General features: G+C 72.8%; 24 protein-coding genes and 1 pseudogene. 12 read left to right on the top strand and 13 right to left on the bottom strand.

The annotated features are described in order from the left end of the window. Positions 1-456: 456 nt before the first annotated feature. From ACF1A1_RS13015 to ACF1A1_RS13025, 3 genes are all read right to left on the bottom strand, one after another. Positions 457-2592, bottom strand: a complete 2136-nt coding sequence (locus tag ACF1A1_RS13015; protein ID WP_391999413.1) for a putative bifunctional diguanylate cyclase/phosphodiesterase — start codon at positions 2590-2592, stop codon at positions 457-459. Further along, positions 2589-3401 (bottom strand): SAM-dependent methyltransferase, encoded by an 813-nt coding sequence (locus ACF1A1_RS13020; protein ID WP_391999414.1) that lies wholly within the window; start codon positions 3399-3401, stop codon positions 2589-2591. Before ACF1A1_RS13020 ends, ACF1A1_RS13015 begins: the two co-directional genes overlap by 4 nt. Positions 3402-3682: 281 nt before the next feature. Further along, a complete protein-coding gene (locus tag ACF1A1_RS13025; RefSeq protein ID WP_391999416.1) occupies positions 3683-4690 on the bottom strand; it encodes an SCO0930 family lipoprotein in 1008 nt (335 codons plus the stop codon). A 454-nt stretch (positions 4691-5144) separates the two neighbouring features. Between ACF1A1_RS13025 and ACF1A1_RS13030 the strand changes: the two genes are divergently transcribed. The 3 genes from ACF1A1_RS13030 (at position 5145) to ACF1A1_RS13040 (ending at position 6417) form a co-directional block, all read left to right on the top strand. Then, the gene (locus tag ACF1A1_RS13030; RefSeq protein WP_391999418.1) at positions 5145-5330 is read left to right on the top strand and encodes a hypothetical protein; all 186 of its coding nucleotides are present in this window, start codon (positions 5145-5147) and stop codon (positions 5328-5330) included. A 163-nt stretch (positions 5331-5493) separates the two neighbouring features. After that, positions 5494-5631, top strand: a complete 138-nt coding sequence (locus ACF1A1_RS13035) for a hypothetical protein (protein WP_391999420.1) — start codon at positions 5494-5496, stop codon at positions 5629-5631. 21 nt (positions 5632-5652) lie between these two features. Next, positions 5653-6417: a hypothetical protein gene (locus ACF1A1_RS13040; protein ID WP_391999421.1), complete on the top strand. Its 765-nt coding sequence runs from the start codon at positions 5653-5655 to the stop codon at positions 6415-6417. A gap of 115 nt (positions 6418-6532) precedes the next feature. On the opposite strand, the pseudogene ACF1A1_RS13045 reads toward ACF1A1_RS13040, so the two are convergent. Next, positions 6533-7002: pseudogene (locus tag ACF1A1_RS13045) on the bottom strand (hypothetical protein). Here ACF1A1_RS13045 and ACF1A1_RS13050 point away from each other — a divergent pair. Both ACF1A1_RS13050 and ACF1A1_RS13055 read left to right on the top strand, forming a co-directional pair. Beyond that, the gene (locus tag ACF1A1_RS13050; protein ID WP_391999422.1) at positions 6980-7615 is read left to right on the top strand and encodes a hypothetical protein; all 636 of its coding nucleotides are present in this window, start codon (positions 6980-6982) and stop codon (positions 7613-7615) included. The pseudogene ACF1A1_RS13045 and the gene ACF1A1_RS13050 overlap by 23 nt on opposite strands. A 341-nt stretch (positions 7616-7956) precedes the next feature. Beyond that, complete coding sequence (locus tag ACF1A1_RS13055) at positions 7957-8628, top strand: class F sortase (protein ID WP_391999424.1); 672 nt, start codon at positions 7957-7959, stop codon at positions 8626-8628. 117 nt (positions 8629-8745) lie between these two features. On the opposite strand, the gene ACF1A1_RS13060 is transcribed toward ACF1A1_RS13055, so the two are convergent. Beyond that, entirely contained in the window at positions 8746-9585 is an 840-nt protein-coding gene (locus tag ACF1A1_RS13060; protein WP_391999425.1) for a polysaccharide deacetylase family protein, read from the bottom strand. Positions 9586-10437: 852 nt separating this feature from the next. Between ACF1A1_RS13060 and ACF1A1_RS13065 the strand changes: the two genes are divergently transcribed. Beyond that, complete coding sequence (locus tag ACF1A1_RS13065; RefSeq protein WP_391999427.1) at positions 10438-10899, top strand: universal stress protein; 462 nt, start codon at positions 10438-10440, stop codon at positions 10897-10899. A gap of 333 nt (positions 10900-11232) precedes the next feature. Here ACF1A1_RS13065 and ACF1A1_RS13070 read toward each other — a convergent pair whose 3' ends face one another. Then, positions 11233-12384 (bottom strand): CapA family protein, encoded by a 1152-nt coding sequence (locus ACF1A1_RS13070; RefSeq protein ID WP_391999429.1) that lies wholly within the window; start codon positions 12382-12384, stop codon positions 11233-11235. 220 nt (positions 12385-12604) lie between these two features. Between ACF1A1_RS13070 and ACF1A1_RS13075 the strand changes: the two genes are divergently transcribed. From ACF1A1_RS13075 to ACF1A1_RS13095, 5 genes are all read left to right on the top strand, one after another. After that, positions 12605-13153: a sigma-70 family RNA polymerase sigma factor gene (locus ACF1A1_RS13075; RefSeq protein ID WP_391999431.1), complete on the top strand. Its 549-nt coding sequence runs from the start codon at positions 12605-12607 to the stop codon at positions 13151-13153. Positions 13154-13289: 136 nt separating this feature from the next. Next, positions 13290-13805, top strand: coding sequence for a hypothetical protein (locus ACF1A1_RS13080; protein WP_391999433.1), 516 nt, complete (start codon positions 13290-13292; stop codon positions 13803-13805). 141 nt (positions 13806-13946) lie between these two features. Beyond that, complete coding sequence (locus tag ACF1A1_RS13085; protein ID WP_391999435.1) at positions 13947-14600, top strand: zf-HC2 domain-containing protein; 654 nt, start codon at positions 13947-13949, stop codon at positions 14598-14600. 189 nt (positions 14601-14789) lie between these two features. After that, positions 14790-15176: a hypothetical protein gene (locus ACF1A1_RS13090; protein WP_391999437.1), complete on the top strand. Its 387-nt coding sequence runs from the start codon at positions 14790-14792 to the stop codon at positions 15174-15176. Positions 15177-15179: 3 nt separating this feature from the next. Next, positions 15180-17054, top strand: a complete 1875-nt coding sequence (locus ACF1A1_RS13095) for a caspase domain-containing protein (RefSeq protein WP_391999438.1) — start codon at positions 15180-15182, stop codon at positions 17052-17054. Positions 17055-17125: 71 nt separating this feature from the next. On the opposite strand, the gene ACF1A1_RS13100 is transcribed toward ACF1A1_RS13095, so the two are convergent. Then, a complete protein-coding gene (locus ACF1A1_RS13100; protein WP_391999439.1) occupies positions 17126-17989 on the bottom strand; it encodes an Fpg/Nei family DNA glycosylase in 864 nt (287 codons plus the stop codon). 31 nt (positions 17990-18020) lie between these two features. Next, positions 18021-20108 (bottom strand): SpoIIE family protein phosphatase, encoded by a 2088-nt coding sequence (locus tag ACF1A1_RS13105; RefSeq protein WP_391999440.1) that lies wholly within the window; start codon positions 20106-20108, stop codon positions 18021-18023. 168 nt (positions 20109-20276) lie between these two features. On the opposite strand from ACF1A1_RS13105, the gene ACF1A1_RS13110 reads away from it, so the two are divergent. Further along, positions 20277-21698: a lipase maturation factor family protein gene (locus ACF1A1_RS13110; protein WP_391999441.1), complete on the top strand. Its 1422-nt coding sequence runs from the start codon at positions 20277-20279 to the stop codon at positions 21696-21698. Here the strand turns inward: ACF1A1_RS13110 and ACF1A1_RS13115 are convergent. Genes ACF1A1_RS13115 through ACF1A1_RS13135 form a run of 5 tightly spaced genes read right to left on the bottom strand, consistent with a single transcriptional unit; the run spans position 21686 to position 25908 of the window. Continuing rightward, positions 21686-22519: an amidohydrolase family protein gene (locus tag ACF1A1_RS13115; RefSeq protein ID WP_391999443.1), complete on the bottom strand. Its 834-nt coding sequence runs from the start codon at positions 22517-22519 to the stop codon at positions 21686-21688. The two genes, ACF1A1_RS13110 and ACF1A1_RS13115, sit on opposite strands and share 13 nt — an antisense overlap. After that, positions 22516-22830, bottom strand: a complete 315-nt coding sequence (locus tag ACF1A1_RS13120; protein ID WP_391999445.1) for an L-rhamnose mutarotase — start codon at positions 22828-22830, stop codon at positions 22516-22518. The genes ACF1A1_RS13115 and ACF1A1_RS13120 overlap by 4 nt, the downstream gene beginning before the upstream one ends. Continuing rightward, complete coding sequence (locus ACF1A1_RS13125) at positions 22827-23813, bottom strand: aldo/keto reductase (RefSeq protein WP_391999446.1); 987 nt, start codon at positions 23811-23813, stop codon at positions 22827-22829. Before ACF1A1_RS13125 ends, ACF1A1_RS13120 begins: the two co-directional genes overlap by 4 nt. Then, the gene (locus ACF1A1_RS13130) at positions 23810-24568 is read right to left on the bottom strand and encodes an SDR family NAD(P)-dependent oxidoreductase (protein ID WP_391999448.1); all 759 of its coding nucleotides are present in this window, start codon (positions 24566-24568) and stop codon (positions 23810-23812) included. The genes ACF1A1_RS13125 and ACF1A1_RS13130 overlap by 4 nt, the downstream gene beginning before the upstream one ends. Further along, positions 24565-25908: an L-fuconate dehydratase gene (locus ACF1A1_RS13135; protein WP_391999450.1), complete on the bottom strand. Its 1344-nt coding sequence runs from the start codon at positions 25906-25908 to the stop codon at positions 24565-24567. Before ACF1A1_RS13135 ends, ACF1A1_RS13130 begins: the two co-directional genes overlap by 4 nt. Positions 25909-26006: the final 98 nt, after the last annotated feature.

Here is a 26006-nt window from a genome sequence, read left to right on the forward strand (position 1 = left end):
TCCCGGCTTGCTCGCACAGGGCGGCCAGGGCGAAGTGGGCCGCCTCGCCCGTCATCCGCCCCTTCCGGGACGGGCCGGGCCTGGCCGGGCCTGGCCGGGATGGGCCGGACCGAGCCGAGACGGGCCGGGATGGGCCGGGACGGTTTCGGCGAAGGGCACCTCGAGGGCGCCCCCCCACCCGGCGGGAGCCCGAACCGGCTCCCCGCGGGTGGGGCCGCGCGGCGTCCCCACCTGACGATGACGTCGTCGCCGTAGGTGAGGCCGTCATCCTCGGGGGCGGTCGTCCTCGAGGACGACGGCCTCGGGGGCGGTCGTCCTCGGGCTCGGCCGTCCTCGGGGGCGGTCGGGGATCGCGGAGAAGTGCTGCTGCTGGTGGGCGGCGGGCACCGCGTCCCCGGCCTGGCCGCGCGGCCCGAGCGCCGTCGTCCCCGGCGGACGGGTGGGCCCGTCCGGCGCTCAGCCCGTCGCGTCCACCAGTGCCAGCTCGTGCAGCCGCTCCGGGGGGCCCGGGCGGGCGTAGTACCAGCCCTGGGCCGTGTCGCAGCCCAGTATCCGCAGCTGCTCGGCCTGCGCTCCGGTCTCCACGCCCTCCACGGTCACCGCGAGGTTCAGGCTGTGGGCGAGGGAAACGATCCCCTCGACGATCTTGAGGTCGACGGGGTCGGCAGGGAACTGCTGCATGCTCTGGGTGAAGGACCGGTCCAGCTTGAGCACGCTCACCGGCAGCCGACGCAGGTTGGCGAGGTTGGAGTAGCCGGTGCCGAAGTCGTCCAGGGCGATGTCGACGCCCATCTCGGCGAGCCGGCGCAGCGGCTTGAGCAGGTCGTCGTCGGCGCCGATCAACGCCGACTCGGTCACCTCCAGGCAGAGGGCCCGCGGTTCGACGCCCGCCCGTTCCAGGATGTCGACGGTGTCCTGCACCAGCCCGGGGTGGGTGAGCTGGCACGGGGAGAGGTTGACGTTGATGCGCAGCGGTCTGGTGTCTCCGCTGCGTTCTCGCCACGCGCGGGCCTGGCACACCGACTGTTCCAGGACCCAACGGCCCAGCGGCACGATCAGCCCGGTGTGCTCGGCGAGCGGGATGAACCGGTCGGGGCCGAGCACCCCGTGCTGCGGGTGCAGCCAGCGCACCAGGGCCTCCGCACCGCGCACACTGCCGTCGTCGAGGTGGACGAGCGGCTGGTACTCGATGAAGAACTCGCCCCGCTCCAGGGCGGCCGGCAGCGCCGTGGTCAGCCCGTGCCGGGTGATCGCCCGGGCGTCGGCCTCGGGGTCGGCGAGCTCGAAGCGGTTGCCGCCCGCCGACTTGGCCCGGTACATGGTGATGTCGGCGCTGCGCAGCACCTCCGCGGGGCTGCGCTCGCCGGCCGGGCCCTCGACGATGCCGATGCTGCCGCGCACGGTCAGCTCCCGGCCGTCGATGCGCACGGGCGCCACCAGGGCGTTCATGATGCGCGCGGCGAGGTCGTCGACCTCGCGGGGGGTGTCGGGGCCGGTGGTCAGCGCCACGAACTCGTCGCCGCCCAGCCGGGCGACCATCTCGCCCGGCGCGGTGGCGCAGGACTGGAGCCGGTCGGCCACCTCCACCAGCAGCCGGTCGCCGGCCGCGTGGCCGAGGCTGTCGTTGATGGTCTTGAAGCCGTCCAGGTCCAGGTAGCACAGGCCGAAGCGCTGGTTCTCGCCGGCGGCCAGCACCTTCTCCAGACGTTCGAAGAACAGGGTGCGGTTGGGCAGGCCGGTGAGCGCGTCGTGGGTGGCCTCGTAGCGCAGCCGCAGGTTGAGCAGGCGCCGTTCGGTGGTGTCCTCCATCAGCGCCAGCTGGTACTGCGGCCGGCCGTCGGCGTCACGCAGCAGGGAGACCGTCAGGTTGGTCCACAGGACCGTCCCGTCGGGGCGGTAGAACGCCTTCTCCACGTGGTAGTGCTCGCGTTCGCCGCGCACCAGCTCCTCGTAGAGCCGCCAGACCTGGGGCGCGTCCTCGGCGTGCGTCCACTCGCGGACGTTGCGGCCGCGCACCGCCTGCTCGCCGCCGCCGAACATGCGCATCATCGCCCCGTTGACCTGGAGGACGTTGCCGTCCAGGTCGGCGATGCCGATCCCTATGGCGGCGCCCTCGAAGACCGCGCGGAAGCGGGCCTCGCTCGCGTGCAGCGCCTGTGCCACCACACCCTGCGCCTGCAACGCGGCCTGGGCGATGGCCTCCTGCTCGGCCAGCGTGCGCTCGCGCAGCGCCTGCGCGAACCCGGCGGCCATGGCGTGCTGCAACCGCGAGCAGCGGGTGCGCAGATCCTCCTGCGGGCCGTCCTCGCCGCAGTACAGCACCAGGTAGGCGTCGACGCAGTCCAGGCTGTGGCTGAGCGCGTCCGGGTCGGTGCAGTGCGCGTCGACCAGCGCGGCCCCGACCTCCTTCGCGGCCTCGGCGTCGAACGCCCTGGCCAGCAGTGCCCCGCTCAACCGCCGGGCCAGCGGGAGGAGTTGTTCCTCCAACTCCGGCCGGGTCAGCGACGTCGACGTCACCGGGTACACCGCCCGGCTCCAGATCGTCGCGAACCGCCTCAGTCTGTCCTCCGGCCCGTCCGGCGCGGCGGTCACGAAGTACGCCCCACGCCCGCGAAACCGGAGAAGGCGTACGGATCCTCGTCCTCCGGCGCCGTCTCCGGCCGCCAGTGCGGCATCGGCACCAGTCCCGGTTCCACCATGTCGTACCCCTCGAAGAACCGCGCGATCTCGTCACGCGAGCGCATGATCAGCGGGTTGCGAATGTCCCTGTACACGTCCACCGCGCCCTCCGCCCGCCGGGGCGGCAGCGGGATTCCCTCGTACGAGGCATGCGTGAGGACGAGCAGGCTGCCGGGCGCGAGCGCGGCAGCCAGCTCGGCCACCGCCGCGTACGGTTCGTCCTCGTCCTCCACGAAGTGCAGTATGGCAACGAGGAGCAGCGCCACCGGCCGGTCCAGGTCGAGGAGTCGCCCGACCTGGGGACTGGAGAGGATCTCCTGCGGCTTGCGCAGATCGGCGGCGACGACGTCCGCGTCCTCGATGCCCTCCAGCACGGCCTGGCTGTGCGCGACGGCCACCGGGTCGTGGTCGACGTAGACGACACGGGCGCCGGGGCTGGCCGCCTGGGCCACCTCGTGGACGTTGCCGAAGGTCGGGATGCCCGAACCGACGTCCAGGAACTGGGTGATGCCCTCGCTCGCCGCGTAGCGCACGGCGCGGCGCATGAACGCCCGGTTCGCCTGCATGATCTTCGGAAGTCCCGGCATGAACTCCATGGCCTTGCGGGCCGCTTGCCGGTCGACCTCGAAGTTGTGCGAACCGCCCAGGTAGTAGTCGTAGATTCGCGAGACACTGGGCACGGAGATGTCGATGCTCCGTGGGGCCCAGGCGGGACGCTCCATCTATCTCTCCAAGGCGTAGGCGATCCGGTGTTCGAGCAGAGGCTACTGATCGCCCGCCAAACGGGCGAGCAGAAACGGAAATTGACCGTCCGTTCCCGGTCACTGCCTGCGGCACGTGCCGAATCGTCATCCTCCTTCGGGGTCCCCGAAAAGTACCCGAAGGACAGCGGGGCGGACAGCACAGTGGTCCGCCCCCTCCGTGCGGCGCGGAGGGGGCGGACCGGGGTCGGGCGCGACTGGGGCAGGTGCGGGGATCAGCCCTGGGGAGGTGATCGGTCCTGCTAGGACGCGCCGACCGGCTTGCCGTCGGGGGCCACGGCGTACCACGTGCCGCCGACTCCCTGACCGTTGATGTCGCCGGGCGCCTTGTCACCCGCGAAGGTGTAGAGCGGTACGCAGTCGATGGTCTGCTGCTTGATGCCGTCGGGCCGGTCGAACACGACGTAACCCCGGCTGGCGCTCGAGCCCTTGAGATCGATGTCCTTGGTGTCCTTCGCGTCGACCGGGCCGACGACGGGCCACTTCTCCAGGCAGGCGCCGGTGCACGCGGTCGACATCGGCCACTGCTTGTCCTTCATGAAGCGGTAGACCGTCATGCCGTTCTTGTCCACCACGATGTCACCGAGTTTGGGGTCGTTGCGGACGGACAGCCCCGGCAGGTCGGACTGCGCCTTCGCCTTCTTGCCGTCGGGGGCCAGCGCGAACCACTTGCCGCCCACACCCTGGCCGTTGGCGTCACCGGCGTTGGTGTCCTTGGCGTAGCGGTAGACCGGCCAGCCGTCGACGGTCAGCTGCTTGGTGCCGTCGGAGCGGGTGACCTCGCCGAGCAGCGACTTGTCGATGCCGTCGCCGGCCGTGGCGTCGTCCGCGGGCACGGGCGGCCAGGTCGTCGCGCAGTCGCCGTCGCAGTTCGACTTGGGCGGTTCCTGGGTGTCCGAGTCGAAGCGGTACAGCGTCATGCCGTCGGAGTCGATCAGCACCTTGCCGAGCTCCGCGTTCGCGGAGACGGACAGCTGACCGGCCGTGCCCGTCTGGGAACCGGTGCCCGTGCCGGCGCCGACACCGCCGGTGGCCGCCGGGGCACTGGCGCTCGCGCCGGCGCCGGCGCCGGTACCGGTGCCGACCCCGCCGATGCCGCTGCCCACTCCCGCGATGCCGCCGGCCGGGGCCGTGGCCCCCACGTTCTGGCTCGCGTTCGACGTACCGCTTTCCTGACCGCACGCCGTCGTCAGCGCCAGAACGGCCACGGCACTCGCCACGAGTGAGGCGCTCCGCCAGGAGGTCTTCATCGTCAACAACTCCCCGATCATCACAAGGGTGTTGCAGCGCCCTGCTGCGCCGCCGCACGGTCATGGGTACGCACGCCGATGGGCGTTGTGTTCAAACACGGCACGAATTTCTTTCCGCCGCCTGTGCCGGGGTCCGTTCCGGACAGGGCTCGTACGGGCGTACGGCGGGCCCGACGCGTGCGGGCCCGCCGGCCAAACCCCCGGAGGCGGACTTCCTCCCTTCGGGGCAATCACCCCCCGCGCAGGCGTACGCGCGAGTGCGAGGCCCCATGATCTGCGTCGTGCATGGACCCGAAACGACCCGATCCGCCCTTCTCACCAGGGCGTTGGCCCTGGTGACCGTGGCCTGGATCCTGGCGGCCGCGCCGGCCGGGGTGGCGGCGGCCGACGCCTGCGCGTACGCCTCGACGGGCCCGTACGGCACCGAGGCGTACGCGGTCGCGGGGAAGTCCCCGTGGCCGACGCCGCCGGGGTGCCCCGTACCGACACCGACGCCCACACCGCCGAAGCCGAAGCCCCCGCCCGAGCCCGCACCCCCTCCGAAACCCACACCTCCTCCGAAACCGACGCCCACGCCTCCCCCCGCGCCGAGCCCGCCCCCCGCGCCGAAGCCGCCCGCGAGGCCCACGCCGCCGCCTGAACCGCCCCCTCCGCCCGCGCCCCCTCAGCCCGTGCCCGCACCTCCACGGCCCGAGGCGTCGCTCCCTCCGCCGGCCCCCGCGCCCGCGCCACCCGCGCCCACCCCGGCTCCGGTGCCCGCCCCGGCCCCCGCACCGGCGCCGGAGCCCGCGCCACGTCCCTCCGTGACGCCCGTGCACTACCCGGCGTACCACTCGGCGCCGCGTCCGCGGCCCACCCGCAGGGGCCCCTCGCCGGTCACCTACGTCCTGCTCATCACCGCGCCCGCGGTGGTCGCCGTCGCCGCGCTGCGGCCGCGTTAACGCCGACCCTGGAGGCACCTCTTGCCGGAATGGCTTGTTCTCACCCTCGCGATGCTCGCCGCGTGCGCTGTGGTGGTCGTCATCACCCTCGTCCGGCACCGCACGGCGGCCCAGGACGAGGACCCCTCCGAGACGCCCGACGTCATCGAGTACATGACGATGTGGATCGGCGTGGTGTACGCCATCGTCCTGGGTCTGGCCATCGCCGGCGTGTGGGAGGCCCGCGGCATCGCCCAGGACCACGTCCAGGCGGAGGCCCAGGCGCTGCACGAGATCGACGAGCGGGTGCGGGTGTACCCGGCCGGTGTGCGTGACCGCATTCGAGAGGATGTCAACGCCTATGTCGGACACGTCGTCACCACCGAATGGAAGACGATGGCCGACGAGGGACGGGTCACCGAGCGCGGCGACGAACTCCTCCAGCGCCTGCGCGTGGACCTCACCGACTACCGGCCGGGGTCCGATTTCGAGGCGCAGGCCTACCAGCCGCTCCTGGACCAGATGACCGCCGCCGACCAGGCGCGAACCGCCCGCGCCGACTCGATGGATCCCACCATGCCCGGGGTGGTGTGGTTCGGGCTGGTCGCCGGGGCCGTCATCACCATCGGCATGATCTTCGCGCTCCAGATCCGGCGCACCACCCGTGAACTGATCCTGGCAGGGCTGTTCTCTGCCCTGATCGCTTTCCTGCTCTTCCTGATCTGGGACTTCGACGCGCCCTACAGCCGGGGCATCACCGCGACCACCGAGCCCTTCCTGGCGCTCTTCCCGGGCGCCAGGGGCTGATTCTCCGGCAGGCGGGCAGACTTTCGTCCCGGGGCCCCGGAGGGAACCCGGGACGAAGGCCCGTTCCGTGCGTGCTCGATGGGTGTACCGAAGGCGAAGTGTGTCTCCAAAGGGCTCAGGTGCGGCGTTCGGCGCGACGGCGCATCCAGAACACTCCGCCCCCGATGACGGCCGCGGCGACGAGCCCGCCGCCGATGGCGATGTCGGTCGGCGTGGCCCCGCTGGAGGTGCTGCCGCCGATACCGCCGCGGACACCGCCGATGACGGTGAAGGCGGTCGGGTTCGTCAAGGTCCGGCCGTGGCAGTTGACCGTGATGCTGTGGGGGCCCGGGGCCGCGTTGTTGTTGACCGTGGCGGTTCCCCTCGACGTCCCGCCGCCGCCGCTGATCGGCGTGAGCTTGGCCGTGCGGAAGGCGTCCGAGCTCATGGTGCCGCCGTCGCGGCAGCCGTCGACCGTGACGGTGAGCTGGCCGCCGCGGGCGACGACGTTGGGCAGCGCGACGATGTTGCTCGGGGACCCCCCGAAGTTGTTGTTGCCGCCGCCGTTGCCGCCGACACCGGAGTGGTTGCCGCCGCCGTTGCCACCGGCGCCGAAGTTGTTGCCGTTGCCGTTGCCTCCCGCGCCGAAGTTGTTGCCGTTGCCGTTGCCACCGAAGTTGTTGCCGTTGCCACCGCCGGCGAAGTTGTTGCCGCCATTGCCGTCGTGGCCGCCGTTCCCGCCGTTCCCGCCGTTCCCGCCGGCACCGAAGTTGTTGCCCGGACGGCCTCCGTCGTTGTCGCCGTTGCCGCCGGCACCGAAGTTGTTGCCGTTACCGCCCCCGAAGTTATTGCCGTTACCGCCCCCGTCGTTGTTGTTGTTGCCACGCCCGTCGTTGTTGTTGCCACGCCCGTCGTTGTCGTTGCCACGCCCGTCGTTGTTGTTGCCACGCCCGTCGTTGTCGTTGCCACGCCCGTCGTTGTCGTTGCCACGCCCGTCGTTGCCGTTGCCACGCCCGTCGTTGTTGTTGCCGTTGCCACCGATGTCGTTGCCGGGACGGCCTCCATAGTTGTTACCGTTGCCACCGACGTCGTTGATGCCCGAGCCGATGAAGGTGTTGTCGTTCTGGCCGCCCGGATTGCCCATGCCGTCCGCGACGGCCACGGGGGCGGCGAGCCCGAGGACGGCGGCCGCGAGGGCCGTGGCCGCCAGGGCACGTGAATTTCGCATGTGATCCTCCGCGGAAGGCGCCCCGGGGCCCGTCCCCGGCATGTCGGCGAGCAAACGCCTCCCGCAATGACCCTCAGATGCCGTGGACGCCCCCGCATTTCGGGAGTGGTCCGTCCTGGTGAGAGGACACGCCGAGCGAAAAGCTCACAAGGGGATATCGCCGCAGGTCACGGACTGTCGGAAATTTCCTGCCGCCGGTGACTCGGATGGCGCACCGAAAAGCGCGGGGCCACCCGTTCGCTTCTGCCCCGTCGCCGGTTTCGCGTGCGGGACTTAGCGTTCTGGTATGCGCGAAAGGACGTGGCGACGGCCGCGTCGAAAGGGGATGGCCAATGTCTGGGTACGAGCTGTCCGAGATGCTGGAAGAGGAGGAGCGGCCGAAGAAGCGCGCCCCCTGGGGCGTGATAGCGCTTGTTCTGCTGACCGGCCTCGCCCTCGTCCGGAATGGTTCGGGGGAGTTCGACGTCGGCCCGCCGCAGCCCGCCTCGGCGGCGGCCGCGGACGCCCGCGCAGCCCAGGGCGCCTTCGGCCGGGCCCCGGCCCCGCTGCCGTACGGCGTGCCCGACCGGGTCCGGATCTCCGCCATCCAGGTGGACGCCCCGGTCATGCCGGTCGGTCTGGACGTGGACGGCTGGGTCGGCGCGCCGCCGCCGGAGGACCCGAATCTGGCCGGCTGGTTCACCGGCGCCGTCTCACCGGGCGAAAAGGGGACCGCGGTCGTCGTCGGCCATGTCGACAACCAACAGGGGCCCGCCGTGTTCTACGGCCTCGGGGCCCTGAAGAAGGGAAACCGCGTCGAGGTGGCGCGGAAGGACGGAAAGACCGCGGTCTTCGAGATCTACGGAATCGAGGTCTTCGAGAAGAACAACTTCCCCGGCGACCGCGTGTACGCCTCCAAGGGGGCCCCGGAATTGCGGGTGATCACCTGCGGCGGCGGCTTTTCCAAGCTGAACGGCTACGACGGGAACGTGGTCGTCTTCGCCCGCCTGGTGGAGGTCCACTGAGACACCCGGACCCGAGACGCCCGGACCGGGCGGGCGAGAGCCCCGACGGCTTTCCCGCCGGGCGTCCCGCCGGGCGTCCCGCCGGGCGTCCCGCCGGTGGTTTCCCCGGATGGCCCGTTACGGGTACGGCCGGTGCGGGACGGAGATGTGGTAGCCGGAGTCCAGGAGCTGCGGAAGGTACGTACGCAGGGCCCACACGCTCTGGCTGCGGTCGCCCCCGGCGTCGTGCGAGAGCACCACGACGCCGGGGGCGGCGCCCTTCTCGACCCGGTCGACGATGGTGCGGGTGCCGGGGGTGGTCCAGTCGAGGGTGTCGAGAGTCCAGGCCAGCGGTTCCATGCCGAGTTCCGCGCCGAGTTGGAAGGCGGCGCGGTTCCAGGCGCCGTAGGGGGCGCGGAACCAGTGGGGCCGCTCGCCGTAGGCGTCCTCGATGACGTCACAGGTGCGGGACATCTCCGAGCGGATCTGACGGCGGGTGAGCCGGGTGAGCAGGGGGTGCGACCAGGTGTGGTTGCCCACGACGTGCCCCTCGTCGGCCATCCTGGCCAGCAGATGCGGGTGGTGGGCGGCCATCTCCCCGCACACGAAGAACATCGCCCGGACCTCGTACTCGGCGAGGGTGTCGAGGATGCCGGGGGTGTAGCGGGGGTCGGGGCCGTCGTCGAAGGTCAGCACCATGGTCCGGCCGCGGTCGGTGATCCGCAGCAGCGGCGTGCGCCGCACGGGGGTGCGGCGGGGCACGGCGGCGAGCGGACCGTGTCCGCCCATCGGCTGGAGACGGTAGGCGGAGGGCTTCATCGGGATACGGCGCACCGGGGCACCGGCGGCCGGAGCGGTGGTGCGGACCGGCTCGCCGCCCGTTCCCCAGCCGAAGAGTCCGGCGGTGCCGACCGCTCCGACGGCGGCGGTGCCGGCGAGCAGCATCCGGCGGCGGGTGAACAACTGATCCTTCTCCATGAATCATCAGTCGCCCGGCGAGGACCCGACGCACCCCGGGTGCACCGGGGCGGCGGCACGAATCCACCCGCCCGGCGCAGCGTTCGGCGCGAGCGGGCGGGCGCCAGGGGACGGGGAACGGAAGCGCCTTACGGGCCGTCAGGCCGGTGAGAAGCCCGCCGAGCCGGCCGCCGCCGACGCCGAGGCCCACGACGGCGGCCGACATCGCGGCGCCGGTGGGGCACGGCGGGTTCCGAGCGCCGCCGGGGGGCGCGGTGAGTGCCGAACGCCGTCGGCGGGGCGTGGTGAGTGCCGAACGCCGCGGGTGGGCCGCGGTGAGTGCCGAGCGACGCCGGTGGGCACAGAGGAGCCCGAGGCCGCGAAGAAGGCCCCGGAGGGGCGACCGGGACCCGGCCGAGGAATGGCTCCGCCGGTCGGCCCCCGGCGGGCCCTGATGCGCTCCGCGGGGGCGAGCCCTGGCGCTCTCGGCGGCGGTGGGTCCTGCTGTTCTCGGCCGTGGCAGGTCCTGGTGCTCTCGGCGGGCGGGCCCTGCCGCGCTCGGCAAGGTCGGCCCTGCCGCGCTCGGCCGTGGCGGGCCCTGCCGCGCTCCGCGGGCGGGCCCGAGTGCCCCTGGCCGTGGCGGACCCAGCGGCCCTCGCTCCCGGCGGGCCCGGAGCGTCCCCGGCCGCGGTGGTCCCGGGCTCTCGGCCGTGGCGGGCCCGACATGCCCCAGCCGCAGCCGGCCCGGCAGTCCTCGACCGTGGCGAGCCCGGAATGCCCTCCCCCGGCCACAGCCGACCCGGCGGACCCCTGCCCGCCCCTCGGGTGGTCCGCGCGAGGGTCGGACCTGCGGGTTCGGATAGCCTCGGGGTCGTGACGGAACACCACTCCTCCGCGTTCGAACGGGGCACGGACGGTCCGAAGGTCATCGTCGTCGGCGTGGACGGCTCCGACTCGTCCCTGCGGGCCGCGGCCTACGCCGGCGGTCTGGCCCGGCGCCAGCGGGCGCTGCTCGCCGTGGTGTACGTGCAGCCGGTGATGGCGGCGAGCTCGGTGCTCGGGGTGCCGGTCGCGGAGACGACCGACGAGATCGCCGAGGACATCGTGGCGCAGATCCGGGACTCCGCCGAGCGGCTCAGGGGGATGTTCGACGTGCGCTGGGAGTTCCACACGTTCCGCGGCGACCCCTACAACGGCCTGGTGCGCGCGGCGGACGAACTGAAGGCGGACGCGGTGGTGGTGGGCGCCTCGGAGCAGGCCGGCCACCGCATCGTGGGCTCCGTGGCGGTGCGGCTGGTGAAGGCGGGGCGGTGGCCGGTGACGGTGGTGCCGTAGGCCGTGCCCTCCGGCTCACCCCGGGGCCGCGGGGCCCGGCCCGGCACGCACATCTGCCACGTTGGCGTCGGTTGCCACGCTCCGCGTCGACCCCGCCTCCGCCGTGCGGCTGCCCACCAGGCCCCGCTCACCGGCGTCGACCGGGCACCGCGGCCCCGAGCCGGGACGATCCGGAAGACACCGCCCAGCACCTCCGGCACCCCGGCTCACCGGGCGTCCCGGCACACCCAGCACACCTGGCATCCCGGGCACACCAGCACCCCAGCACACCGCATCCCCGGCACCTTCAGACCGAACGTCACCCCCGTCACTCAGGGAGCCCCCCGGGCCCAGTCACTCCCCCATGACCAGGCCGTCCTCGGCCGCGCCCCGGCTGAGGACGACGTCCCGGATGCGGTCGCGTACGCCCCGGACGTCGGCGCCCTCGGCGAGGGCCTTGTTGAGGTTGACCACCCGGCCGGCGTCGATGTCGAACAGTTGCGGGACGAAGGCGGCCTTCGTCACCTCCCAGCGGCCGCCGGGGCGGGCCGGAGCCGTGAAGGTGAAGCGGGCGATGCTGGACTGGTTGCCGCGCGGGTCGCGCAGGCCCTGCCGGTTGACCATCTCACCGGCGACCTGGTCGCCCATGCCGTAGACGACCCAGGTGCCGTTGACCTTCTCGTACGCCTGCGGGACCTGGGCGTGGGTGCCGAGGATGAGGTCGATGTCGGGGCGGCCGTCCGTGCGGGAGGCGGTGAGCGCCCGGGCGAGGGTGAGCTGGAAGTCGTCGGGCGCGTCCTGCCATTCGGTGCCCCAGTGCAGGGAGACGACGACCACGTCGGCGCCCGCCGCCCGGGCGGCCCTGGCATCGGCGACGACCCGGTTCTCGTCGATGCGGTTGACGGCCCACGGCTGCCCGTTGGGGAGCGGGTGGCCGTCGGTGTCGTAGGTGTAGGCGAGGTGGGCGACCTTCGCGGGGCCCGCGCGCAGGAGGGTGACGGAAGTGGCCTCGGCCTCGGTGCGGGCGGTGCCCGCGTGCCGTACGCCGGCGCCGTCGAGGACGTCCAGGGTGCGGCGGACGCCGGCGGCTCCGTCGTCGAGGCTGTGGTCGGAGGCGGTGGAGCAGGCGTCGTAGCCGGTGGCGGCGAGGGCGGGGGCGATCTCGGGCGGGGACTGGAAGAGGGGCCGGCCGGTGTGGTCCCCGGGCGCGGCGTAGACGGTCTCCGTGTGGCACAGGGCGAGGTCGGCGCGGGAGACGAGGGACTTGACGCCGTCGAACATCGGGCGGAAGTCGTAACCGACGCCGCCGGCGTCGTAGCGTGCCCGTTCGACGACGGCGGTGTGCGGGAGGACGTCGCCGGTGGCCACGAGGGTGAAGGAACGGCCGGCGGAAGGGCCCTGGGCTCCGGGCCGCGCGGCCGACTGGCGTTCGTGGGCCTGGCAGGCCGCCGCCGCGGCGAGAAGGGCCGTCAGGGCCAGGGCCACTTGGTGTCTGCGTGCGATCACCGGTCACCCCACTTCACATGGATTGTCATATTTACGCACGTATAACTACTAATCCATGGGCGGGGGCGCACGGCCCCGGCGCTCCCGTCGCCCCGCTCGATGCGCGCGATCGGCGTAGCCCGGACCGTTCGTCGAACCGTTCGTCGACGCGATCGACCGTCCGTCGCAGATCCGTGTGCGTGGCCTGTCCCTCCCGGCCGCCCTGCGGTGCCATACGCCCATGACGGCCGGAACCACCCTCACCACCACGACGACGACCGCCGAGCACGAGCTCGCCGCGCTCCAGCGCGAGCACGGCCGGCCGCTCTACGCGCTGCTGCTGAGGCTGTGTGACGGCGACCGCCAGCGGGCCGAGGACCTCGTCCAGGAGACCCTGGTGCGCGCCTGGCAGCATCCCGAGGCACTGCGCACCGACGCCTTCGAGTCCGTACGGCCGTGGCTGCTCACCGTCGCCCGGCGGCTCGCGATCGACGCGCGGCGGGCCCGGCAGGCCCGGCCGGCGGAGGTCGGGGACGCGGTGCTGGAGAACGCGCCGGTCTGCGCCGACCACGCCGAGCGGGCGGCCGCCGCCCTCGATGTGCGCGAGGCTGTGAAGACACTCACTCCGGAACACCGTGAAGTCCTGGTGCTGGTGTACTTCCAGGGGGCAAGTGTGGCGGAAGCCGCCGAAACCCTCGGAATCCCGCCCGGTACGGTGAAGTCCCGCGCGTACTACGCGCTGCGCGCCCTGCGCCGGGTGCTTCCGGGTTACGCGGCCGACCTGCGCTGAAACCCACGGGCGAGTCAAACCTCCGTAAAGCGCCTTGCGGCCACCCCGGTTGAGTAATCGGGTGTCCTTATCCGTGTTCCGGATGGGGGATCCCGGCAGCGGGTGACGCGCACGCACCGGAGGAAGGCAGGAAGGGATGCTGCACAGAGGTCATCAGAGCGCGGACGGCGCCGGCGGCGGTGCGCTCACCGTCCCCATGGCCTGGTTCTACGCCGAGTACATCGCCGAGGAACTGCTGCGGACCGGCGATCTCATGCCGCCGACGTCCTTCGAGTTCCGCGCCGGGCGCGACGCGCTGGCGCTGACCATCTTCCTGTCCGACACCGACGGCGAGCTTCCCGGCATCCGGGTCGTCACCCAGCTGGAGACCTGGCTCTCACTGACCGCCTACGACCAGCCGTGGCAGGACTGGGTGGACGAACGGATGGCCCAACTGGCGGCCGAGGCGGCCGAGTCGGGGGAACCCGCGCCCGATCTGGAGCTGGCGTCGGCGGCCTGGCGCTGGCTGGAGGAGACCGAGCTGCTCGCCCCCGACCTCAACGCGGTGCCGGGCGGCGCGCCCGGGGTCGGCGAGGACGAGGGACCCGAGGTCTGGACGCCCGCCTGGCAGCTCGGACTGCCCCTCGGACACCTCGCGATCCATCTTTTTTAGATTCCGACCAATCCGCGGTCCCGACCGCTCCGAATACTCGGGTCACGATTCGGTACGTCCCTTGAGTGATTCGCGTGCCTGGTCCGTACCGGTGGGAGCAAGGAGTAACCCCACTGGCACTCAACGGCACGAGGTTTCGGCATGAGGTCCCTGGAAAGGCATCGCGACGTCGGCGCGTACGCGCTCGGCGTGCTGGACGAAGCGGAAGCCTTCCGCTTCGAGGACCACCTCATGGAGTGTCCTCGTTGCGCGGCACAGGTCACCGAATTCGGCCCCACCACCCGGCAGTTGCTGCTGTACCGGCGGGCGACACCGCGCACGGTGCACCCCTTCGCCGGGCCGGGGCCGCGGCTGCTGGACCGGCTCCTGGGCGAGGTGGCGGCCCGGCGCCGGGCCGCCAAACGCCGGCTGCTGTACGCCCTGGCCGCGTCCGTGGTGATCGCCCTCGCCGGGCCGACGGTCGCGATCATGGCGGCCGGCGGCGGTGAGGAGACCGTGCGGGTCACCGCGACGGACGAGAGGTCGGGGGTGTGGGCGCAGGTGACGATCGAGGACGAGGTCTACGGCAGCCAGGTCGAGTTGCAGGTCAAGGACGCCGCCGGACCGCGCGCCTGCCACCTGGTCGTCATCGGGCGCGACGGCTCGGAACAGACGGTCACCAGCTGGAACGCCCCCCACCACGACGCCCGCCCCAACACGATGAAGGGCGGCTCGGCCCTGCACCCCGACGAGATCGCGCGGTACGAGGTGCGGACCAAGCAGGGGGAGCGGCTGGTCACCTTGGAGCCGCGGTAGCTCCGCCGGCGCCCCGGCCGCCGCCCGCGCCGCCCCGGGAACGACGTGCCCGTTTCCGGCCCATGTGCCGTCCCCCGGCCTGATTTGCCCTCCCCCGGCGGCGGACGGAAACTGGAGAAAGCCGACGTGGAGCCTGGTACGGGCCCGCTCCGCGCCGCCCCTGGGAGCACGAACGAAGGGGCTGAGCCGGTGGACAAGCAATTGCTGATCCTCCTCTCCGAGGAGGAAGCGGAAGCCGAACGCGTGGCGGAACTGACCCGTTATCTGCGCGAGGAACTCCTCGACCTCGATGTCGACGACGTAAGGACCGTGCCCGGCGGGGAGGTTCCGGCCGGAGCGCGGGCCGTGGACGTCACCCAGATCGGCTCCCTGCTGGTGGCCCTGGGCGGTTCGGCCACCGCCCTCAGCCAGGTGGTGACCGTCCTGAGGAGCTGGCTGGGCCGGAACCGGCAGGAACGCCCGTCGCTGCGCCTGACGCTGGACGACGACGTCCTGGAGATCTCGGAGGCGACCGACGAGCAGGTCACGGAGGCGTTCGACCTCTTCCTGCAACGGCACGCCCCGGCGGGGACCTGAACCATGGCGGACTCCCGGCATGCGCTGATCATCGCCAACGACCGCTACGACGACCAAGGGCTCAAGAAGCTCAGGGCGCCGGCGCAGGACGCCGCCGCCCTCGCCGAGGTCCTGCACGATCCCAAGATCGGCGACTTCGAGGTCGAGGTCGTGCGCAACCAGCCGGTCACCGTCATCAACCGGCGCATCCAGGCCTTCTTCAACGACCGCCGGCGCCCCGACACCCTGCTGGTGCACTTCTCCTGCCACGGACTCAAGAGCGAGTCCGGCGAACTCTACTTCGCGGCCACCGACACCGATCCCCGGCTGCTGGACGCCACCGCGATCCCCGCCCAGTTCGTGCACCGGTGCATGCGCCGCACCCGGGCGGGCAGCACCGTCCTGTTCCTCGACTGCTGCTACGGCGGCGCCTTCTCCCGGGGGTCGTCCTCCGTGCGCGCGGCCGGGGACGTGAACGTCCTCGAGTCCTTCACCGGCGACAAGCCGCCCGGCGGACGGGGCTGGGCCGTCATCACCGCCTCCAACTCCATGGAGTACGCCTTCGAGGGCCCCGAGCTGGCCGAGAACGCCGCTCCGCGGCCGTCGGTGTTCACCCACGCGGTGGTGCAGGGTCTGGAGACCGGTGAGGCCGATCTCGACGCCGACGGCGAGGTCTCCCTCGACGACCTGTACGACTACGTCTTCGACCACGTACGGGAGCAGAACCCGAACCAGACGCCGAGCCGGACCGTGGAGATGCAGGGGGACCTGTTCCTGGCGCACAGCCGGCGGGGCCGCATCAAGATCCCGGTGGTTCCCTCACCGCCCTCCCTGCTGGCCGCCGTGCACAGCGACAACGCCTTCACCCGGCAGGGGGCCGTGGTCGAGCTGCGCGCCCGGCTGCACGACGAGTCCCTCGGCATCGCCGAGGGGGCCCGCCAGGATCTGGAGGAGATCGCGCGCAACGACATCCGGCAGATCGCCGACCAGGCGTGCCGGGCCCTGCGCGAGATCCGCCTGATGCCCTCCCCGGACCGCCTGGACTTCGGCCTGGTGCCGCGGGGCTCGACCCCGCAGCCGCGGTCGGTGACCCTGGGCGGCCCGCCCCTCGCCCAGCACTGCGTGGCCCAGTCCACCCAGCCGTGGCTGCGCGTCGAACCGTCCGAGCACGGGGTGAACGTGCGCGTGGAGACACCCAGCGAGGGACACCTGTCCGGTGACATCCTGCTGAAGGGTGTCGCCGACGACGCGGTCGTCCACGTGGAGGCGGTGGTGGCTCCCGAACGCGAGCCGGAGCCGGAGCCCGGGCCCGAGATCCCCGAGCCGCCTCCACAGCCTCCGCCGCGTACCGGGCCGAGCGTCGGACCGGACACGGTGCTCGTCCACCCCAAGCCCGTCGAGCCCCCTCCGGAAGAACCCCCCGGCATCACCCAGGAGCCCGCCGAGCTCCACACCCCTCTCGGACCGACCCCGCCCTGGACGGCACCGCCCGAATGGACTCGGCCCGAATCGACCCGGCCCGGGTCCCGGCGCGCGCCCGCCCTCGCGGCCGCGGCCCTCGCCCTGGCCGTCACCGCGCTCGTCACCGTCGTGATCGCCGCCCAGCGGGCGGTGGAAGCCGTCGACAACCGGCTCGCCGAAGGGACGGGCGGCCGGCTCCGGGACCATGTCCAGGCGTCGGGGCTGCTCGTGCCCCTCACCACGTCCCTGCTCACCGCCGCGGCGGCGCTGGTGTTCGTCGCGCTCGCCCGGCTGACCGTGCGGCGGGTCCGGTGCACACCGGCGGCGGCGAGCGCCACGGAGACGATGGCCGCGGTGACGAAGGGGCTGGCGATCCCGGCCCTGGTCCTCGCCGCGCTGGCGAACATCGCCTACCTCGTGGCCGGCGAGGTCTGGTGAACCCCGGTGACCCGCGCCGGCTGCCGCTGGTCCGCCGCGGCTCGCGCTGATCCGCTCGGCTTCCGCGGGGTCTACTTCAGCAGCCGCGACATCCGCCGGTCCGCGAGCGGCTTCCCGCCCGTCTGGCAGGTCGCGCAGTACTGGAGCGAGGAGTCGCTGAAGGAGACCTCACGGATGGTGTCGCCGCAGACCGGGCACGGTTCGCCGGTACGGCCGTGGACGCGCAGGCCGGTCTTCTTCTCCGCCTTGAGCCGGCCGGCCGCCACGCCCCGGGAGCGTTCCACCGCGTCCGTGAGCGTGGTGCGCAGGGCCGCGTAGAGGGTGTGGGTCTCCTGCGGGGTGAGGGAGGCGGCGAGCTTGAAGGGGGACATCCGCGCCACGTGCAGGATCTCGTCGCTGTACGCGTTGCCGACGCCCGCGATCAGCGACTGGTCGCGCAGGGCGCCCTTGAGCCGGCGCCGTTCACCCGCGAGGAGGGCGGCGAAGCGCTCCTCGTCGAAGTCGGGGGCGAGCGGGTCGGGTCCGAGGCGGGCCACGCCGGGGACCTCCCGCGGGTCCCGTACGACGTGGACGGCGAGCCGCTTCTGGGTGCCGGCCTCGGTGAGGTCGAAGCCCTCGCCGGTCTCCAGCGCGACCCGCAGGGCGAGGGGACCCTTGCCGGGGCGGGGCGGGCCGTCGGGGAGGCGGTCCTTCCAGTGCAGCCAGCCGGCGCGGGCGAGGTGGGTGACGAGGTGGAGGCCGCCGGCCGTCTCCAGGCCGAGGAACTTGCCGTACCGGTGCACCGCGGTGACCTCCCGGCCCTCGAGGGCGGTCAGCGGCGGGTCGTAGGTCTTCAGGACGCTGATCGCGACGGGCAGCACACGGACGATCTCGTGGCCGACCAGGTGCTCGGTCAGGAAGTCCTTGAGCGCTTCGACCTCGGGGAGTTCCGGCATACGTCCAGAGTGCCATCCGGGGACGGAGTGCTCAGCTCCGCCGCGGCACCACGAACTCGCACCACACGCACTTGCCGCCGCCCCGCGCCTCCACGCCCCATACGTCGGTGAGCAGGTCGACCAGGAGCAGGCCCCGCCCGGAGACGCCCGACTCCCCGGCCTCGCGGCGGCGCGGCAGGGCGCTGGAGGAGTCCTCGACCTCGACGCGCAGTCGGCGGTCGGAGCCGTCGAGGACCCGCACGGTGACGATCGCGGCGCCCTCGGTGTGCATGAGGGCGTTGGTGATGAGTTCGTCCGCGACCAGTTCGACCTCGTCGGCGCGGTCGCGGCCGCCCCAGGCGCGGACGGCGGCGCGGATCATGTGCCGCGCCCCGGTGAGGGCCTCGGGATCGCCGGGAGCGACGTGCTGCTGGAGCCGGCCCCCGGCGCGCGGGCTCTCCAGGCGCCGGCGGCGCAGCAGGAGCAGGGCCACGTCGTCGTCGCCGCCGCGCTCCTCGGCCACGTCGATCAGGCGGTCGGCGAGTTCGCGCACGTCGTCGGGGCCGGCGGCGATGAGGTCGGTGAGGATCCGCATGCCGTCGTCGAGGTCGGCGCCGGGCTGCTCGACCAGGCCGTCGGTGCACAGCAGCAGGGTGTCGCCGGGGTCGAGTTCGAGGGTGGCGACCGGGTACTCGAGGCTGCCGAACTCGGCGGACAGGCCGAGCGGCAGCCCGCCGGGGACGGCGACGCGCCGGCAGGTGCCGTCGGTGCCGCGCACCAGCGGATCGATGTGGCCGGCCCGGACCATCTGGACCACTCCGGTGGACAGGTCGGTCTCCGCGTACAGGCAGGTGGCGAAGCGGTCGGTGTCGAGTTCGTGCAGGAAGACGGAGGCGCGGGCCATCACGGTGGCCGGGGTGTGGCCCTCGGCGGCGTACGCCTTCAGGACGATGCGCAGCTGGCCCATGACGGCGGCGGCGTGCGTGTCGTGTCCCTGGACGTCGCCGATGACGGCGCCGACGCGGCCTCCGGGCAGCGGGATCAGGTCGTACCAGTCGCCGCCGATGTCCCGGCCGAGGGAGCCGCCCATGGTGGCGGCACGGTAGCGGACGGCGACGTCGGCACCGGGGACGCTGGGGATGGTGCGGGGCAGCATGGCCTGCTGGAGGCCCTGGGCGATGTCCTTCTCCTGCTCGTAGAACATGGCCCGCTGCAGGCTCTGGGCGATGCTGCTGCCGAGGGCGACGAGGATGTTGCGTTCCTCGGGGGTGAAGCCCCGCCGGTCGCTGTAGAGCAGGCCCATGGCGCCGATCGGGCGGGCCTGGACGATGAGCGGCAGGTAGGCGGCCGAGGTGATCCTCAGGTCGGTGATGTGCGGCCACAGCACGGGATAGGCGTCGGAGAACTCGTCCGGCGACTCGATGAAGCGGGGGGTGAGGGTGCGCACGACCTCGCTCATCGGGTACGGCTCGTCGATCCTGGTGACGAGGGTGCCGGGCACGAAGCTGCCCTCGGGTCCCTCGGCGATCAGCCGGATGCGGTCGGCCTCGACCAGGCCCATGACGAGGCTGGTCGCGCCGAGGTGGGTGAGGCCGTGGGTGTCCTTGAGGACGTCGATCACGTCCCGCACGGTCCGGGCGTGGGCCAGGGCGGCGGTGGCGAGCTGGACGATGTTGGTCTGGTCGCGGCGCGCGTCGTCGACGGCGGCCTCGTCGCGGCGGTCGGCGAGGTCGCGCAGTTCCTCGGTGGCGTCCCGGACGATGCCGATGATCCGGCGGGGACGGCCGGTCTCGTCACGCCGGATGTAGCCCTGGGTGTGGGTCCAGCACAGGGTGCCGTCGCGGCGGCGGACGCGGAAGTAGGCGCCGTAGTTCTCGCTGCCGTCCTTGATGGCCTGCGCGATCAGGGCGTCCAGGCGGGTGGCCTCCGCCGGCGGGACGCGCGGGGACAGGCTCTCCGGGCGGCCGTCGTACTCCTCGGGGGGCATGTCGAAGATCTCGTGGGCGCGGGCATCCATGTGGAACAGCCCGGAGTCCAGGTCCCAGTCGAAGCTGCCCATGCGGTTGAGCGCCAGGATCGGATCCGGGTGGGCGGGCCAGTCGGCCGGGAGGGACAGCGCGCTCGCTCCCCGATCAGCCATGGAGCCACCTTGCCAGGGTTTGTCCGATTCTTCGACCCGGATCGGCGACACGATCGAGGTCCGGCCGCGTCCGCCCCTTCCGTCTGTTTCGCTCGCCCGGGTTACGCGAGCCGACGTGAGGAACACGCACGGTGACCGGCGTCAGAATGGAGTGAGGAGCGCACCGCCGTGGACTGGTTCACCGCACCCGAGTACTGGCTGAGCCGGCAGGTCTTCCAGCGGGGACTGGCCGGCCTGTACCTGGTCGCGTTCCTGACGGCGGCCCTGCAGTTCCGTGCGCTCATGGGTGAGCGGGGGATGCTGCCGGTGCCGCGTTTCACCGCCCGGGTGCCGTTCCGGCGGGCGCCGAGTCTGTTCCACTGGCACTATTCCGACCGCTTCTTCGCGGTCTGCGCGTGGACGGGCTGTGCGGTGTCGGTGGCGCTGCTGGCGGGGCTGGACGGGTATCTGCCGCTGTGGGGCGCGATGCTGCTGTGGCTGGTGCCGTGGGCGCTGTACCTGTCCATCGTCAACGTCGGCCAGACCTGGTACGGGTTCGGCTGGGAGTCCCTGCTGCTGGAGACCGGCTTCCTCGCGGTGTTCCTCGGCAACGACGAGGTGGCCCCGCCGATCGTCGTGCTGTTCCTGCTGCGCTGGATCCTGTTCCGGGTGGAGTTCGGCGCGGGCCTGATCAAGATGCGGGGCGATCCCTGCTGGCGGAAGCTGACGTGCCTGGACCACCACCACGAGACCCAGCCGATGCCGGGCCCGCTGAGCTGGTTCTTCCACCATCTGCCCAGGCCGCTGCACCGGGTGGAGGTGGCCGCCAACCACGTCACCCAGTTGGTCGTGCCGTTCCTGTTGTTCGCCCCGCAGCCCCTCGCGACGGCGGCCGCGTCCCTGATGATCCTGACGCAGCTGTGGCTGGTGCTGTCGGGCAACTTCGCCTGGCTGAACTGGATCACCATCGTGCTGGCCGTGCCCGCCCTCGAACTGCCCGCCGACCCGCCGCCCGTCCCCGACGCGCCGCTCTGGTACGTGGTGGTGGTCCTCGCCGTGGCGGCGTTCCTGCTGTTCCTCAGCCACCGCCCGGTGCTCAACATGCTCTCCCGCGGCCAGATCATGAACCGCTCCTTCGACCCCCTGCACCTGGTCAACACCTACGGCGCGTTCGGCAGCGTGAGCCGGATCCGCTACGAGGTGGTGGTCGAGGGCACCCTCGACGACGTGCCGCGCGAGGACTCCGACTGGCGGGAGTACGAGTTCAAGGGCAAGCCGGGCGACCCGCGGCACTGGCCGCGCCAGTTCGCCCCCTACCACCTGCGGCTGGACTGGATGATGTGGTTCGCCGCGCTCTCCCCCGCGTACGCCGGTGCCTGGTTCGGCGCGCTGGTGGAACGGCTCCTGGAGAACGACCGCGCCACGCTCCGTCTGCTGCGCCACTCCCCGTTCCCGCCCGACGAGCCGCCGCGCTACGTCCGCGCCCGTCTCTTCCGCTACCGGTACACGACCTGGCGGGAGCTGCGGGAGACGGGCGCGTGCTGGGAGCGGACCCAGGTGCGGGAGTATCTGCCGCCGACCCGGCTGACGACGGCGGTTCACAGGCCGTAGACGCGGGTGGCGGTGCCCTCGAAGACCTCGGCCCGCTCCGGCTCGCCGAGCCCCGCGGTCAGCTCCCTCGCGGTGGCGGCCACTTCGCCGTACGGGGCGGCGAGGGTGCACACCGGCCAGTCGGAGCCGAACATCAGGCGGTGCGGGCCGAAGGCGTCCAGGGCGGTGTCGGCGTACGGGCGCAGCTCGGCGGGCGTCCGGGTGGCGGGGTCGGTTTCGGTGACCAGGCCGGAGAGTTTGGCGACCGTGTTGGGCAGGGCGGCGAGGGCGCGCAGGTCCGACGCCCAGGGTTCGCGGGCGCCGGAGGCGACGGGGGGTTTGCCGAGGTGGTCGAGGACGAAGGTGAGGCCGGGGTGGTCGGCGGCGGCCCGGGCGCAGGCGGGCAGGTGGTGGGGCAGGACGACCAGGTCGTACACGAGACCCGCGGCGGCGACCGCGGCGAGGCCCCGGCGAACGTCCGGGCGCAGGAGCCACTGCGGGTCGGGTTCGGACTGGACCTGGTGGCGGATGCCCTTGAGGTAGCGGCCGCCGGGGAGCGCGCGAAGCCGGGCGAGTTCCTCGGCGACGTCCGGCCGGGTCAGGTCGGTCCAGCCCACGACACCCGCGACCAGCTCGTGTCCGGCCGCGAGCGCGAGGAACTCCGGGGTCTCCTCGGCCACCGTGATCGTCTGGACCAGGACGGTGCGTTCGACGCCGACGGCGCGGGCCTCGGGTGCGAGGTCGGCGAGGGTGAAGTTCCGGCGCAGCGGGCTGCCGTCGTCGATCCAGTCCTGGTCGCGGACGGAGAGGTCCCAGACGTGGTGGTGCGCGTCGACGGTCACGGCAGCTCCCACACGACGGGCGGGCCGGCGCCGGCGCCCTCGTCGGAGTAGTCGTGCGCCACGTCGAGCAGCTCGGCCATCCGGGCCTGCCGGGCCACCTCGACCGGCAGTTTCTCCAGCTCGGCGAGGAGACGGGCGTAGTCCTCGCACTCCCGGACGTGGAAGGGGCCGGCACCGCTGCGCCCGATCGTCCAGGACGTGGCGCCCGCCGCGCGGATCGCGTCGGTGAGCTCCTTCGGGACCTCGCGGTGGGCGGCCTCGTACGCGGTGATCCGGTCGGCGCGGACCCTGGTGTGCGGGGCGACCCTCATGAGCGCTCCTCGGCCGGTACGGGGGCGTCGGGCGGCAGGAGTCCGGTCTCGCGCAGCTCCTGCCAGAAGGCCGCGGGGACCGGGGACCGGAACTGCTCGGCGCAGTCGTCGACCTCGGCGGCCGAGCGGGCGCCGACGAGGACGCTCGCCACGGCCGGGTGGGCGGCGCAGAAGGCGAGGGCGGCGGCGCGCAGGGTGGTGCCGTGACGTTCGGCGACGGTCTTCAGCCGCAGGGCGCGGTCGATCAGCTTCCGGGGCGCCTGGCCGTAGTCGTACGTCGCCGTCGGCTTCGGGTCCGCCAGCAGACCGGAGTTGAAGGCGCCGCCGATCACCACCGAGACGCCCCGCTCCTCGGCGGCGGGCAGCAGTGCGGTGAGCGCGCTCTGGTCGAGCAGCGTGTAGCGGCCGGCGCACAGCACCACGTCGACGTCGGTGTCGCGGACGAAGCGGGTGAGCATCTCCGCCTGGTTCATGCCGGCGCCGATCGCGCCGACCACACCCTCGGCGCGGAGGTCCTCCAGCGCCGGGTAGCCCTCGCGGAAGGCCTGTTCGGCGTGGTCGTCGGGGTCGTGGAGGTAGACGACGTCGGCCCGGTCGAGGCCGAGGCGGTCCAGGGCGGCGTCGAGGGTGCGGCGGATGCCGTCGGCGGTGAAGTCCCAGACGCGGCGGTGGGTGGCGGGGACGGCGAAGCCGTGGGCGAGGTCGTCGCCTCCGTCCGCCGAGGGTTCCAGGCGGCGGCCCACCTTGGTCGAGACAGTGTAGTGGGCGCGGGGATGCTCGCGCAGGGCCGCGCCCAGGCGCCGTTCGGAGAGCCCGAGGCCGTAGTGGGGCGCGGTGTCGAAGTAGCGCACGCCCTGCCGCCAGGCGGCGGCCACGGCGTCGTGGGCCTGCCGCTCGTCGACCGCGGTGTACAGGTTGGCGATGCCGGCGGCGCCGAGGCCGAGGCCGGTGACCTGGACGCCGCTGCGGCCGAGCGCGTTCACCGGGCGGCCGCCGGGCGAAGACGCAGGCCCTGCATGCCTCCGTCGACGGCGAGGGAGGTGCCGGTGGTGGAGCCGGACAGCGGGCTCGCCAGATGGGCGATGGCGCCCGCGACTTCGGCGGCGTCGACCAGTCGGCCGGTGGGCTGGCGGGCCTCCAGGGCGGCGCGTTCGGCGGCCGGGTCGTCGGCGGCGTCGAGCAGTCGGCCGATCCACGGTGTGTCCGCGGTGCCCGGGTTGACGCAGTTGACGCGGATGCCCTCGCGGACGTGGTCGGCGGCCATGGCGAGGGTCAGCGCGTACACGGCGCCCTTGGTCGCGCTGTAGAGGGCGCGCTGCGGCAGGCCGGCGGTCGCGGCGACGGAGCAGGTGTTGACGATCGCCGCGTGCGCGGAACGGCGCAGGTGGGGCAGGGCGGCGCGGGCCGTACGGACCATGCCGACGACGTTGACGTCCAGGACGCGGTGCCACTCGGCGTCGTCGTTGTCCTCGACGGTGCCCTGCGCGCCGATGCCCGCGTTGTTGACGAGCACGTCCAGGCCGCCGAGGTCGGCCACCGCCGCCGCCACCGCCGCGCGGACGGAGGTGTCGTCGGTGACGTCGGCCCGGTAGCCGAGCAGCGGCTCGTCGACGCCCGAGGGGTCGAGGTCGAGGACGGCGACCGTGGCGCCGCGCCCGGCCAGCAGTTCGGCGGTGGCCCGGCCGATCCCGGAGGCCCCGCCCGTCACCAGGGCCCTGAGGCCCGCGAAGTCGCTCACGTCGCCCGCTCCTTCCGTGTCTCGAGGTCGGCGGCCCAGTAGGTGCCGCCGGGGTAGGTGTACCGCGCGATCGACTCGGGCCGCATGGCGGCCGAGAAGCCCGGCGCGGTGGGTGCCCGGTAGTGACCCTCCGTGATCACCACGGGGTCGAGGAAGTGGTCGTGCAGATGGCCGACGTACTCGATCACGCGGTCCTCGGTGGTGCCGGTCAGGGCGACGTAGTCGAACATCGACAGGTGCTGGACGAGTTCGCACAGGCCGACGCCGCCGGCGTGCGGGCACACGGGGACGCCGAACTTGGCCGCGAGCAGCAGGATCGCGAGGTTCTCGTTGACCCCGCCGACGCGGGCCGCGTCGAGCTGGAGGACGTCGAGGGCGCCGGCCTGGAGGAGCTGCTTGAAGACGACACGGTTGTGGACGTGCTCGCCGGTGGCCACCTTGACCGGGGCGACCGCCCTGCGCACGGCCGCGTGTCCCAGGATGTCGTCCGGGCTGGTGGGCTCCTCGATCCAGTAGGGGTCGAACTCGGCGAGGGCGCGGGTCCAGCGGATCGCCTCCTCGACGTCCCAGCGCTGGTTGGCGTCGACCGCGATCCGGACGTCCGGGCCGACGACGGCACGGGCGACGCGGCAGCGCCGTACGTCGTCGTCGAGGTCCGCGCCGACCTTGAGCTTGATCTGCCGGAAGCCGTCGGCGACGGCCCCGGCGGCGAGGCGGGTCAGCTTCTCGTCGTCGTAGCCGAGCCAGCCGGCGGAGGTGGTGTAGGCGGGGTAGCCCCTGGACAGCAGGTGCGCGGTGCGCTCGGCGGCGCCCTCCTTGCCGCGGCGCAGCAGGTCGAGGGCCTCGTCGGGGGTGAGGGCGTCGGTGAGGTAGCGGAAGTCGACCTGGCGGACCAGCCAGGCGGGGTCGGCGTCGGCGAGCAGCCGCCACAGGGGCTGGCCGGCGCGTTTGGCTGCGAGGTCCCAGGCGGCGTTGACGACCGCGCCGATCGCCATGTGCATCACGCCCTTCTCGGGCCCCAGCCAGCGCAGCTGGCTGTCGCCGACCAGGTCGCGGCTCAGTGTGCCCGGGTCGGCGCAGAGCGCGTCGACGGACCGGCCGACGACATGCTCGCGCAGTGCCTCGACCGCGGCGACCTGCACCTCGTTGCCCCGGCCGATGGTGAAGGTGAACCCGTGCCCCTCGTGGCCGTCGGGCGCGTCGGTGCGCAGCACGACATAGGCCGCCGAGTAGTCGGGGTCCGGGTTCATCGCGTCGGAGCCGTCGAGTTCGCGCGAGGTGGGGAAGCGGATGTCATGGGTGTCGACCGCGGTGACGCGGGCGGGGCTCGGGGGCACCATGCCGCATATTTATCAGACCACTTCCCGCCGACAACACCCTCATGCCGTGAAGAGACGCGTTTTCCGGCCGAGTGGTCCGACCACTCCGGTGGCTAGAC

The sequence above is a fragment of the Streptomyces sp. NPDC014995 genome, from assembly GCF_043080745.1.
Taxonomy (GTDB): Bacteria; Actinomycetota; Actinomycetes; order Streptomycetales; family Streptomycetaceae; genus Streptomyces.

Coding starts and splice junctions, on each gene's coding strand:
- ACF1A1_RS13020 (WP_391999414.1), bottom strand. CDS start 3,401: ATGGAGCGTCCCGCCTGGGCCCCACGGAGCATCGACATCTCCGTGCCC.
- ACF1A1_RS13025 (WP_391999416.1), bottom strand. CDS start 4,690: ATGAAGACCTCCTGGCGGAGCGCCTCACTCGTGGCGAGTGCCGTGGCC.
- ACF1A1_RS13055 (WP_391999424.1), top strand. CDS start 7,957: ATGTCTGGGTACGAGCTGTCCGAGATGCTGGAAGAGGAGGAGCGGCCG.
- ACF1A1_RS13060 (WP_391999425.1), bottom strand. CDS start 9,585: ATGGAGAAGGATCAGTTGTTCACCCGCCGCCGGATGCTGCTCGCCGGC.
- ACF1A1_RS13075 (WP_391999431.1), top strand. CDS start 12,605: ATGACGGCCGGAACCACCCTCACCACCACGACGACGACCGCCGAGCAC.
- ACF1A1_RS13080 (WP_391999433.1), top strand. CDS start 13,290: ATGCTGCACAGAGGTCATCAGAGCGCGGACGGCGCCGGCGGCGGTGCG.
- ACF1A1_RS13085 (WP_391999435.1), top strand. CDS start 13,947: ATGAGGTCCCTGGAAAGGCATCGCGACGTCGGCGCGTACGCGCTCGGC.
- ACF1A1_RS13095 (WP_391999438.1), top strand. CDS start 15,180: ATGGCGGACTCCCGGCATGCGCTGATCATCGCCAACGACCGCTACGAC.
- ACF1A1_RS13100 (WP_391999439.1), bottom strand. CDS start 17,989: ATGCCGGAACTCCCCGAGGTCGAAGCGCTCAAGGACTTCCTGACCGAG.
- ACF1A1_RS13105 (WP_391999440.1), bottom strand. CDS start 20,108: ATGGCTGATCGGGGAGCGAGCGCGCTGTCCCTCCCGGCCGACTGGCCC.
- ACF1A1_RS13120 (WP_391999445.1), bottom strand. CDS start 22,830: ATGAGGGTCGCCCCGCACACCAGGGTCCGCGCCGACCGGATCACCGCG.
- ACF1A1_RS13135 (WP_391999450.1), bottom strand. CDS start 25,908: ATGGTGCCCCCGAGCCCCGCCCGCGTCACCGCGGTCGACACCCATGAC.